This window comes from Novosphingobium aquimarinum (assembly GCF_009746585.1).
GTDB lineage: Bacteria > Pseudomonadota > Alphaproteobacteria > Sphingomonadales > Sphingomonadaceae > Novosphingobium > Novosphingobium aquimarinum.
In genome coordinates, this window is the sequence record NZ_WRPO01000011.1 from 66,938 (window position 1) to 78,716 (window position 11,779).

Genomic DNA, 11,779 nt, shown 5'->3' on the forward strand with positions numbered 1-11,779 from the left:
TCAGGCCGTCGTCTCGCGCGGCGTCTTCCAGATGTGCCACAAGGCACCGATCTGCGCCGTGAGCGCCTTTGGCTCCTGCGCGAGCAGGCGATCGCACAAGGGCCAGGCTTCCGCCTCGATCCGAGCGCGGCGACCCCGCGCCAGGCCGATCGCTGTCTCGACGTCGCGCGGCGCGCCATAGCGTTCGGGATCGGCGGCGAGGTACGCTTCGAACACCGCAAGATCGTGATGATTGCCTAGCTCGTCCGCCAGCGTCTTGGCGCTCGCTTCGCGCACCGCCATCAGCTCGGGCCAGACGTCCGAGAGCAGCCGCGTGTGGTACCAATGGTACTTGATGCGCTTGCGCAGATCGTGAAAGTCCTCGCTGGAGCCGCTTTCGCGGGCCTTCGCCGCGGCTTTGCGCGCCTTCGCATAGGTCTTGGCGAAGCCTTTCCGGAGGGCGTCCCAACTGCCTGCATCGAGCGTCCATTCCGCCGCGCGCTCGCGCGCCGCGCGCAGCTCGCTTTCAACCTCGCCCAGCGCATCGCCCAGCCCGTCCTGTCGCGTCGCCTTGAGGTCGAGCGTGAACCGGCGCCGGATCGAACCGAGCGCGCTGCGATCGACCTGAGCCGCAAAGTGCTCCATCAGCGCGTCGTACGTATCCTGCATAACTTTGGCGTCGCGAGCTTGCGAAATGCGCCCGGCGATGTCGCGGAAGGCCGCGTTCTCCGTCGCGAAATCGGAAAAGGCGGGCCGCACCATCCGGGCGAGGCCGCGCAACTTCTTGCAGCGCTTGCGCACGTCGTGCACCGCCACGGCGGTCTCGGCTTCCGCGATCGCGCGAAGCCCGCGATCGATCTGCTCGCACGCTATTCGTCGCAAGGCGTCCTCGACGGACTTGTCCTTGCGTTTCAGTCTGTATGCCATGCCAGAGCCCTTAGCCCGCCACGAGTGCGGACCAAGGGTTAGCACGCATTGTCATGGATTCGTAATATAGTTGCTTAGGCGGCGGGGCGTGCCTTCGCGGCGGCGTGGATGAACTGCCAAACCTCGTGATCGAAACCGGGGCTCGGCGCGCCGTCGGACCAATTGCGAATGTCGTCGTACATCCGGACCACGCTTTCGCGCATCGCCGGGGTCGCAACCGCCGCGAAGGGCTGGAGCAGCGCGTTCCATTCGTCGAGCAGCGCCTGCGCCTCGCCGCTCGCCGGATCGAGCGGTAGCGCCGCCTTTATTTTGGCGCCGAGGTCGGCCCAGGCCTTGCCATAGCTTTCCTGGTCGAACCCCTCGGGCATTCGCGGTCGGGCTGCGGCGAAATCGGCCTTCGCTTGATCGGTCATATAAGGCTCGCTCAAGGCGTCCCACGCGTCTTTCTGGGTCATGATCGTATCTCCATGTCGGATCAGCGAGCAGAGAGTCGCGGTGTCGAGGGGCTCGCCGCCCTCGATGCGGGACAAGGCGGCGCGCAGCGCATGTGCCGCAGCGTCGATCTGGGCGCGCTGCGCTTCGAGCGCGGCAAGCTGCACTTCGAGAACCGGCGCGATCGGAACCGATTGGTGCGACAACAGCCGGGCAATGTCGGACAAGGCGAAACCGGCGCGCTTCAGCGCGACGATGCGATGCAGGCGTTCGAGATCAGCACGCGAATAGAGCCGGCGTCCGGAGCCGGTCCGCAGTGGCGCGACCAGCTTGCGCCCCTCGTAAAAGCGCAGCGCGCGCGGCGTCAGCCCGGTGCGGCGGGCAACTTCGTCGATGGTCAGCGAATCGGTCATGACGCTTTGCTAGCGCTTGACGCTGCGTCAACTGCAAGCCCGAAAGTCGAGACGGCGTTTACGAACGAGCGGGCGGCTCGCCGGGAAAGCGCATCGCAACATTGCATCGCTCGTAGCGCGCGCCGTAGCGCTGCATGATTTCCTCGTCGTGGCGGAAACCCAGCTTCTCGTAGAGGTGGATCGCGGCCCGATTGCGCGCATTGGTGAGCAGGTAGAGCGGGTCGGCACCCAGTTCGAGACCGCGCCGGATCGCGGCATCGAGCAGGAACTCGCCGGCCTTGAGCCCTCGCGCCGCTTCCAGCACCCCCATCTTGGTCAGTTCGAACGCCTTGCCGCCGGTGTTTCGCAGCGCGCACGTGCCCACGATCCCCAAGCCCTCGATCGCCACGAACAGGATGGAGCCGCCCGGATCGATGATCGCCCGGCGCGGGTTTTCCAGTACGTCGCGATCGGCTTGTTCCATCGTGAACATGGCCTCGATCCATTCGCGGTTGATGTCGCGAAACGCGCCGGCCAGATCGTCGCTGTATTCCACGAGGCTGAGGCGCGGCTTCATCGCGCGAACCCGGTCGAGCATGGACCGCTCGGCCAGCGCCGTCTCGAGCGCCGCCAGCCGCGCGAGAAGCGGCGCGGCGTCTCCCCCGCACAAGTCCTCGACGGCTTGGCCCACCGGCGGCCAGACGCGCGCGCGGACCCGCGCCATCGCCGCTTCGCCGGCGGAGGTGAGCGCCACCAGCCGCGTGCGCGCATCCTTACCCGCCCGGGATTCGACGAAGCCCAGTTTGGCGAGCTGCCCCACGCCGCGGGTGACGCCCGGCTGGCTGGACCCGACGGCTTCGGCCAATTGACCGACCGTCATCGCCCCCTCGGCGAGCGCCGCCAGCAGCGGCATGTGCGTCGGCTGGGTCGGGAGCCCGGCATCGGAAATGATCTGCGCGGCATCGACCTGCAAGCGCTCGCCCAGGCGTTTCAGGCGCGAGCCCAGGAACACGCCGCCCATGTCGGCAACAACGTCACGCACGCGAATCTCCATAACACGTTATATATCGCGTTATGAACGCACCGCCGGTCCTTCGCAAGCGCAAACGAAAAGGGCGGCCCCGCGAGGAGCCGCCCTTTCCTGTATCATCCCGTCCGGCGGACCGGATGGGAAGGAAGATTACTTCAGCTCGACGGTGCCGCCGGCTTCTTCGATCTTCTTCTTCAGTTCCTCGGCCTCGGCCTTGTTCACGCCTTCCTTGACCGGCTTCGGGGCGCCTTCGACGAGAGCCTTGGCTTCGGCGAGGCCCAGACCGGTGATGGCGCGGACTTCCTTAATGACCTGGATCTTCTTGCCGCCGTCACCGGTAAGGATGACGTCGAACTCGTCCTTCTCTTCAGCGGCGGCTTCGCCACCGGCGCCACCGGCGGCGGGGCCAGCAACGGCAACAGCGGCAGCGGCGGAAACGCCCCATGCCTCTTCGAGCGCCTTGGCGAGGTCGGCCGCCTCGAGGACGGTCAGCTGCGACAGTTCTTCAACAAGCTTGGCAATATCGGCCATGGTACTTCACTCCTGGATTTGTGGGCCCGGCAAATTGCGCCGGGTGAAATCGTCTTTCGAAACGGCTCAGGCCGCATCCTTGGTGGCGTAGGCGTTGAAGACGCGTGCCAGCTTGGCCGCCGGAGCGGTCGAAAGCTGAGCGATCTTGGTCGCCGGAGCCTGGATGAGACCAACCAGCTTGCCGCGCAGTTCGTCGAGCGAGGGCATCGAGGCGAGAGCCTTGACGCCGTCGGCGTTCAGAACCTGCGAACCCATTGCACCGCCGACGATCTCGATCTTGTCGGTGGTCTTGGCGAAATCGACGACGGCCTTGGCGGCAGCAACGGGGTCGACCGAAGTCGCCAGAGCCGTCGGGCCGGTCAGGAATTCGCCGATACCGTCATAGTCGGTATCCGCAATGGCAAGCTTGGCGAGACGGTTCTTAGCAACCTTGTACGACGCACCGGCTTCGCGGACCTTGTTGCGCAAGTCGGTGGACTGAGCCACCGTCATGCCGAGATTGCGAGTGACAACCACCACGCCGACCTCGTTGAAGACCGCATTGAGCTGGGCGACCGAATCGGCTTTCTGCGAACGATCCATGCCTTACTCCTTCACAATGGCCGCAAGGGGGTGTGAGCCCCCGAACGACCGGCTACGTTTGTCCGCTCCGCTCGAAAGCGGGGCGGGCGAGTCCGTTCGAAGGGGAAGGAGCTCGCAGGGACAAACCCTGCGAAAGTGGCACCACCTCGCGAGGAGGAGCGGGCCGAAAGTAATTCCTGTTCCCCGTCTAGGCTGGAAATTAAGAGGGAAGCCCTCACCAACTGTCTCGGACGGATGAACGGCGGGCACGAGTCCCACCGGTCGGGGCGGGCCACTGGCGTATGGAGCCCGCGAAGTCAAGCTTTGAGGCGTAGTAGCGCCGGCAAAAGCAGGTGCGCCGCCTGCAAATTGCAAGCGGCGCTATTCCGGGGGAGCGCTCCGGTGGCGGAGCTCAGTCCTCGCCGAGACCTTCCTGCGGAACGTAGGCGAGCAAGTCGCCCGGCTGGCAATCGAGTTCGCGGCAGATCGCTTCGAGCGTCGAGAAGCGGATTGCCTTGGCCTTGCCGGTCTTGAGGATCGAAAGGTTGGCGATCGTGATGCCGATCCGCTCGGCCAGTTCGGTGAGCGTCATGCGGCGCTCGTAAAGGACATCGTCGAGTTTCACCATGATCGTGCCTCCTTCGTCGGGGGTCTGTTCTTCGGACGTCTGATCCTTGGGCATCACACGGTGCCTTCGAGTTCGGCGCGCATCTCGGCGCCCTTGCGGAACACGCGGGCCAGGATGAAGAGGATGAGCATCAGCAGCAGGCCGTTGCCGTCGATACCGCCGTCGAAGGTGAAAGCGTCGCCAGGATCCTTGTCGCGGATCGCCTCGGTGATGTTGTAAATGTAGAGGCCGATGCCCGCCATCGGGAAGGTGACGATCTGCACCCCGAGCGTCAGCCAGGCCATCTGCGTGAGCCGCGTCGCATTGATCGGGACGAAGGGATCGCCTTCCCCGACGGTGTCGACCACGCGCTTCAGCAGCTGAAAGATGCGGAAGATCATCGCCAGCATCGCCACGACGAGCAGCAACAGCCCCGAAATCGCGCCCAGCAGCGTCGCCACCGGGTAGTTGCTGGCTTTCTCGGCAATTTCGATCGTGATCGAACTTTGGAAAATCCACATCCCCGGGACCGCGACGAGACAGACGACCGCCGCGAAGGCCATCACTCCCATGAGAAAAAGGAGGAGGCCTTTCGCGATGGCCAGCAGCGGATCACGGGTAAGCGAAGTCATGTCGGGTCTCCCTGTTTGCCGTGCGCTTACATCAGCACCGGCTGGGGCGAGCCGGCCACGATGGTGATCTGGATCGGGTTCGCCTGGGCCGCTTCGGCAGGATCCGACAGCGTCGGGATCCAGAAGGTCGCCATCGCGGCGACAGCCATTACGAAAGCCAGGGGGCGGTTGGATTGGGTCTTGGTCATTGTCGTTCTCCGATATGCTTGATATCGACATTCAATAAATTCGATCCGGCATATCGTCAATCGATAAATATCGAAAAACGATATGTTGATCGTCGTTTATCGACATGCGGCACATCGAATATCGAGCATGGTCGGCCATAAATCACTCAAATCGCTGGTTTTCCCGAGGGCGGCGGCCCGCCGACCATCCGACCGAAAAATTTTTGCAAAATGATGGTCCGCGGGCCTGGTCACGGCGTGAATGCCCTTCCTGACGACCGAATCAGTCTCGTGATGGACCCGTCGCGCATACGAAATGGGCGGCTCCGCGAGGAGCCGCCCATGAAGCCTGCCGGACGGCAGGCGGGATCGACGCGATCAGGCCGGGATCATCGGGGTATCGGCAGGCGTCGAGGACTTTGTCGTCGGGCGATACGTCCGCCAATCGAAGCGCGCATCCGAGCTGTGGCGTTGCAGGAACGCGCGATGCTGGAGAATGACGCGTGCGCGACGGCGACGGGCCTTGGGCGAAACGAAGGGATTCGATTCGTCGGGCGCTGCGGCAACCATCCGGTTGAGCAGGTCCGCACGCGCAGCGCCGGTGGGCACGGGGCCCTCGAGATCCCGAGGGGCGATCGGACGATGCGCGCGGGGCGAAGGTTCGCGGTCGAGGACCTGCGTATCGCGGCTTTCCGCCATGGCGGTCGCAGCGACGGGGCGCGGCTCGGCCACGGTGGTCGATGTCGCGGGATAGCGCACGCGCTCTACGATCTCGACAACCGGCTTGGGCGCGAACGTCGGCTGCGGTGTCGCTTGCGGCCCTGCAACCTCCCGATCCGCAACCTCGCGGTCGGCAACCATGCGATCGCCGGAAATGCGGGGGGCCGGAACGGGATCGCTGGTGGGTGCCGGAATGGTAGTCGGCGCGTCGCCCTTCACTGGCGCACGGCGACGGCGCGACCGCATGGCGAGGATCCCGGCCCCGCCGATCCCGAGCAGGCCGAGCAGCCCGAAGATGGCTGCCGTGGGTATGCCATTGCCCTCGTCAGACACCGTGGCGATGCTGCCATCGTCAAGCGCAGTCGAAGGCGCGGCAGCGACCGGCGCCGTGTCGACCGGCGATGCCGCGGGAGCGCTCGCATCGACCGGGCCGGCGAGCGTGCTGTCGACCGTTTCAGGCGCAACGCCAGCTGCCGAGGGAATGGAAGCAGACGGCGCTGCTGCCGCCGCGCGCGGCGTGACGGACGCGGCGTTCGAGCCCGAGGAGAGCGACGTGGTCGGCGTCCGCGTCGTCGTCGACGTGGGGGCCGGAGCCTCGGGTAGAGCGATGGTCGGGCCCGGTGAAGACGTCGACGTCACGGGCGACGACATGCTGGGCAGGCTCGTGGAAGGGATGCTCGCGGAGGGCGTGGGCACTGTCGGCAGCACGATCGTCGGCGTGCTCGAAGTCGTGGAGCGGAGCGAAGTCGAGTTGGGCGGGGTAATCGTCGTCGTTGAAGGCAGAGCCGATGTTGAAGGCAGCGTCGTGGTGGTCGGCGGGGAAACCGAACTTGGCAGGGCGATCGTGGGCGACGCCTGCTGGGCCATGGCCGAGGTGGGACCAAGCGCGAGGACGGCTGCGATAGCCGCACTGGCACGAAGCGAGCGGGTGGGGACTTGGTGTGTCATGAACACAACAATGCGCCGAAAATCGAAAGGTGACAGCTTGACATGCGCAGTTTGGGGCAAGTCGAGCCAAATAAAACGACGAACAGCATTTCACTATGCTAGGTGAGTATTCCCGATTCCATTCGTCGCTCGCACAGCACGTCTTGCGCTCGCCGTTTCTGTCGGTTTATTCATCAACTGTTCATCGCGCGAGCAAGTTATCACTTGGTAATCTGCTTCAGTCGCCAACGCGGAGCCCAACCGACATTTCGAGTCTCTCATCCGCGGGCGCAAAGACGGCGCCATTTCATCCGCCGCAGTTTGACAGGACAGGGACCTGCTCCTATATCGCGGTCCTGCTCGTCGCTTCGAGCAAGGCGTGTCCGTTGCGCGGGGATATGTCCAGGAAGGAAGCGGCGGGTCATCCATCTGACGCTTGAGGCTGTTGGCAGCATCGTTTCCCCCAGGGATTCGCATGCGCGCCGTACGGCCTTTTGTCGTTCCATGGATCGTCACGCGTGACGAACCCTGGCGGCGGATCTTGCGAGAGCCGCCGCATTGCAAAGCGAAGAGGCTCTATACTCCCTATGGCGACCCAGCCCCTCGAGACCGGCCGCACGGCCAAGAAGCGCATCCGCAAGATCTTCGGCGACGCTCACGAAGTCGTCCAGATGCCGAACCTCATCGAGGTTCAGCGCGAAAGCTACGAACAGTTCCTGCGTTCCGATCCCGCGACGGGCTACGTCTCCGGGCTCGAGAAGACGCTGCGTTCGGTCTTTCCGATTCGCGACTTCGCCGGCACCAGCGAGCTCGACTTCGTGCACTACGAGCTGGAAGACCCCAAGTACGACACGACCGAATGCCGCCAGCGCGGCATCACCTATGCGGCGCCGATGAAGGTGACGCTGCGTCTGATCGTGTTCGAGGTCGACGCCGAGACCGAGACCCGCTCCGTGCTCGATATCAAGGAGCAGGACGTCTACATGGGCGACATGCCGCTGATGACGGACAACGGCACCTTCATCGTCAACGGCACCGAGCGCGTCATCGTTTCGCAGATGCACCGTTCGCCGGGCGTGCTGTTCGACCATGACCGCGGCAAGACCCACTCCTCGGGCAAGTTCCTGTTCGCGGCGCGCGTCATTCCCTATCGCGGCTCGTGGCTGGACTTCGAGTTCGACGCCAAGGACATCGTCAACGTGCGTATCGACCGCAAGCGCAAGCTGCCGGTCACCGCGCTGCTGTATGGCCTCGGCCTCGATTCCGAGCAGATCCTCGATCACTTCTACGACACCGTCGTGTGGAAGCGCGGTACCAGCGACGCCGAGGGCGGCGGCTGGCGCCTGCCCTTCGTGCCCGAGCAGTGGCGCGGCACCAAGCCGGCCTTCGACATCGTCGATGCCAAGTCGGGCGAAGTCATCTTCCCCGCCGGGCAGAAGATCAGCCCGCGCGCGGCGACCAAGTCGCTCAAGGACGGCCTTGAAGAGCTGCTGATCCCGACCGAGGAAATCTTCGGCCGCTTCGCCGCCAAGGATCTGATCGACGAGAGCACCGGCCGCATCTGGATCGAAGCGGGCGACGAAGTCACGCCCGAGAACCTCGAGACGCTCGACCAGGCCGGTATCGACCAGCTCGAGCTGCTCGACATCGACGACATCAACACCGGTCCGTGGATCCGCAATACGCTGAAGGCCGACAAGGCCGAAAACCGCGAGATGGGCCTCGAGGCGATCTACAAGGTCATGCGCCCGGGTGAGCCGCCGACGAAGGAAACCGCCGAATCGCTGTTCGACGGCCTGTTCTTCGACGCCGACCGCTACGACCTTTCGGCCGTCGGCCGCGTCAAGCTCAACATGCGTCTCGGCCTCGATGCCGAGGACACCGTCACCACGCTGCGCACCGAGGACATCCTCGCCGTGGTCAAGGAGCTGGTGAACCTCAAGGACGGCAAGGGCGAGATCGACGACATCGACAATCTCGGCAATCGCCGCGTGCGTTCGGTGGGCGAACTGCTCGAGAACCAGTACCGCGTCGGCCTGCTGCGCATGGAACGCGCGGTGAAGGAGCGCATGAGCTCGGTCGACGTGTCGACCGTGATGCCGAACGACCTCATCAACGCCAAGCCCGCTGTGGCTGCGGTGCGCGAGTTCTTCGGTTCCTCGCAGCTCTCGCAGTTCATGGACCAGACCAACCCGCTGTCCGAAGTGACGCACAAGCGCCGTGTCTCGGCGCTCGGGCCGGGTGGTCTGACGCGTGAGCGCGCGGGCTTCGAAGTCCGCGACGTTCACCCGACGCACTATGGTCGTATCTGCCCGATCGAGACGCCGGAAGGTCCGAACATCGGCCTGATCAACTCGCTCTCGACATTCGCGCGGGTCAACAAGTACGGCTTCATCGAGACGCCGTACCGCAAGATCATCGATGGCAAGGTCACGAGCGACGTGATCTACCTTTCGGCGATGGAAGAGCAGAAGCACACGGTCGCGCAGGCTTCGGCCGAACTGACCGGCGACGGTTCGTTCGTCGAGGAACTCGTCTCGACGCGTGAAGCGGGCGAATTCGTCCTGGCGCCGCGCGAGAACGTCACGCTGATGGACGTTTCGCCCAAGCAGCTCGTCTCGGTTGCGGCCTCGCTGATCCCGTTCCTGGAGAACGACGACGCGAACCGCGCGCTCATGGGTTCGAACATGCAGCGTCAGGCCGTGCCGCTCGTGAAGGCGGACGCTCCGTTCGTGGGCACTGGCATGGAAGAGACGGTTGCGCGCGATTCGGGCGCGGCGATCGGTGCCCTGCGCGCGGGTATCGTCGACCAGGTCGACGCGACGCGTATCGTCATCCGCGCCTCGGGCGACATCGAGGCCGGTCGTTCGGGCGTCGACATCTATCGTCTGCAGAAGTTCGAGCGCTCGAACCAGTCGACCTGCATCAACCAGCGTCCGCTGGTGAAGGTCGGCGAGATGGTGAAGGAAGGCGACATCATCGCCGACGGTCCTTCGACCGAGTACGGCGAACTCGCGCTCGGCCGGAACGTGCTCGTCGCGTTCATGCCGTGGAACGGCTACAACTACGAGGACTCCATCCTGATCTCCGAGCGGATCGTGAAGGACGACGTCTTCACCTCGATCCACATCGACGAGTTCGAGATCATGGCCCGCGACACCAAGCTGGGCCCCGAGGACATCACCCGCGACATCCCGAACGTCGGCGAGGAAGCCCTGCGCAACCTCGACGAAGCGGGGATCGTCTACATCGGCGCCGAAGTGCACCCGGGCGACATCCTCGTCGGCAAGATCACGCCGAAGGGCGAATCGCCGATGACGCCGGAGGAAAAGCTCCTGCGCGCGATCTTCGGTGAAAAGGCTTCGGACGTGCGCGACACCTCGCTGCGTCTGCCGCCGGGCGTTTCGGGCACGATCGTCGACGTTCGCGTGTTCAACCGTCACGGCATCGAGATCGACGACCGTACCCGCGCGATCCAGAACGAGGAAATCGAACGCCTCGCCAAGGACCGCGAGGACGAGCGCGCCATTCTCAACCGTGCGACGTACAACCGCCTGCGCGACATGCTGATGGGGCAAGTCGCGGCCGCGGCGCCCAAGGGCGTCAAGAAGGGTGGCGAGATCACCGAGGACATGCTCGGCGAAGTCGAGAAGCACGAGTGGTGGAAGTTCGCGGTCGCCGACGACCACGTTCAGTCGCAGCTCGAAGCGGTCAAGACCCAGTACGACGAGACCGTCAAGGCGATCCAGGAGAAGTTCGAGGACCGCAAGGAGAAGCTCGAGCGCGGTGACGAACTCGCCCCGGGCGTGCTCAAGATGGTCAAGGTGTTCGTCGCGGTGAAGCGCAAGCTGCAGCCGGGCGACAAGATGGCCGGCCGTCACGGCCATAAGGGCATCATCAGCCGCATCCTGCCGCTGGAGGATATGCCGTTCCTTGAGGACGGGACTCCGGTCGACTTCGTGATGAACCCGCTGGGCGTGCCTTCGCGCATGAACGTCGGGCAGATCTTCGAAACGCACTTGGGCTGGGCCGCACGCGGTCTGGGCGCGCAGATCGGTGAAGCACTCGACGCCTGGCGCGCAGCCAATCCGGATCCGGAAGCGGGCCAGCCGCCCGAAGCCGTCCGGCAGCGCCTGACCGAAATCTATGGCGACAAGTACGCCGCCGAGATCGCGGACCGCACCGACGGCCAGATCATCGAGTTCGCCGAATCGGTCCGCAAGGGCGTGCCGATGGCCTCTCCGGTGTTCGACGGCGCGGTCGAATCCGACGTGACCGACATGCTGCGGGCGGCGGGCCTCGACGAAAGCGGTCAGGTGGACCTGTTCGACGGACGTACCGGCGACAAGTTCGACCGCAAGGTGACCGTGGGCATGAAGTACGTGCTCAAGCTGCACCACTTGGTCGACGACAAGATCCACGCTCGCTCGATCGGCCCTTACAGCCTCGTCACCCAGCAGCCGCTGGGCGGTAAGGCGCAGTTCGGCGGCCAGCGCTTCGGCGAAATGGAGGTCTGGGCGCTCCAGGCCTACGGCGCGGCCTATACCTTGCAGGAAATGCTGACGGTGAAGTCCGACGACGTGGTCGGCCGCACCAAGGTCTACGAAGCGATCGTCAAGGGCGACGACACCTTCGAGGCCGGCATTCCCGAGAGCTTCAACGTGCTCGTCAAGGAAATGCGATCGCTGGGCCTCAACGTCGAGCTCTCCTCGCTGACCGAGGCGGGCGACGACGAGGACGGCGACGGCGTGGCCATCGCAGCGGAGTAAAGGGAGCGCCATCCCTCCCCTCCCGCATGCGGGAGGGGCCGGGGGTGGGCCAGTGCTAAGCCAGCGCTGAGGCCCACCCGGACAAGACCCACCCCTAACCCCTCC

The 11,779-nt window shown here is 64.8% G+C and carries 11 protein-coding genes; 2 read left to right on the top strand and 9 right to left on the bottom strand.

The annotated features are described in order from the left end of the window. The 9 genes from GQO94_RS12315 to GQO94_RS12355 all read right to left on the bottom strand — a co-directional run bounded on the left by GQO94_RS12315 (window position 1) and on the right by GQO94_RS12355 (window position 6,311). On the bottom strand, window positions 1-906 hold the full coding sequence (locus GQO94_RS12315) for a CHAD domain-containing protein (RefSeq protein WP_156841862.1): 906 nt from the start codon (window positions 904-906) through the stop codon (window positions 1-3). Between the two features lie 74 nt (window positions 907-980). Next, entirely contained in the window at window positions 981-1,751 is a 771-nt protein-coding gene (locus GQO94_RS12320; RefSeq protein ID WP_156841863.1) for a MerR family transcriptional regulator, read from the bottom strand. 58 nt (window positions 1,752-1,809) lie between these two features. Next, window positions 1,810-2,772, bottom strand: coding sequence for a bifunctional helix-turn-helix transcriptional regulator/GNAT family N-acetyltransferase (locus GQO94_RS12325; protein ID WP_232332911.1), 963 nt, complete (start codon window positions 2,770-2,772; stop codon window positions 1,810-1,812). A gap of 138 nt (window positions 2,773-2,910) precedes the next feature. Next, entirely contained in the window at window positions 2,911-3,291 is a 381-nt protein-coding gene (gene rplL, locus GQO94_RS12330; protein WP_156841865.1) for a 50S ribosomal protein L7/L12, read from the bottom strand. Window positions 3,292-3,357: 66 nt separating this feature from the next. Next, window positions 3,358-3,873: a 50S ribosomal protein L10 gene (gene rplJ, locus GQO94_RS12335; RefSeq protein WP_156841866.1), complete on the bottom strand. Its 516-nt coding sequence runs from the start codon at window positions 3,871-3,873 to the stop codon at window positions 3,358-3,360. A 391-nt stretch (window positions 3,874-4,264) separates the two neighbouring features. After that, entirely contained in the window at window positions 4,265-4,534 is a 270-nt protein-coding gene (locus GQO94_RS12340; protein WP_232332912.1) for a helix-turn-helix domain-containing protein, read from the bottom strand. After that, window positions 4,534-5,091: a DUF2975 domain-containing protein gene (locus GQO94_RS12345; protein WP_156841867.1), complete on the bottom strand. Its 558-nt coding sequence runs from the start codon at window positions 5,089-5,091 to the stop codon at window positions 4,534-4,536. Before GQO94_RS12345 ends, GQO94_RS12340 begins: the two co-directional genes overlap by 1 nt. A gap of 26 nt (window positions 5,092-5,117) precedes the next feature. Further along, window positions 5,118-5,279: a hypothetical protein gene (locus tag GQO94_RS12350; protein WP_156841868.1), complete on the bottom strand. Its 162-nt coding sequence runs from the start codon at window positions 5,277-5,279 to the stop codon at window positions 5,118-5,120. A 357-nt stretch (window positions 5,280-5,636) separates the two neighbouring features. Further along, complete coding sequence (locus tag GQO94_RS12355) at window positions 5,637-6,311, bottom strand: hypothetical protein (RefSeq protein WP_156841869.1); 675 nt, start codon at window positions 6,309-6,311, stop codon at window positions 5,637-5,639. A 55-nt stretch (window positions 6,312-6,366) separates the two neighbouring features. Between GQO94_RS12355 and GQO94_RS12360 the strand changes: the two genes are divergently transcribed. Together GQO94_RS12360 and rpoB are read left to right on the top strand one after the other, a co-directional pair. Then, window positions 6,367-7,032, top strand: coding sequence for a hypothetical protein (locus tag GQO94_RS12360; protein WP_156841870.1), 666 nt, complete (start codon window positions 6,367-6,369; stop codon window positions 7,030-7,032). A 460-nt stretch (window positions 7,033-7,492) separates the two neighbouring features. Then, window positions 7,493-11,674: a DNA-directed RNA polymerase subunit beta gene (gene rpoB, locus GQO94_RS12365; protein ID WP_156841871.1), complete on the top strand. Its 4,182-nt coding sequence runs from the start codon at window positions 7,493-7,495 to the stop codon at window positions 11,672-11,674. The last annotated feature ends 105 nt before the right edge of the window (window positions 11,675-11,779 follow it).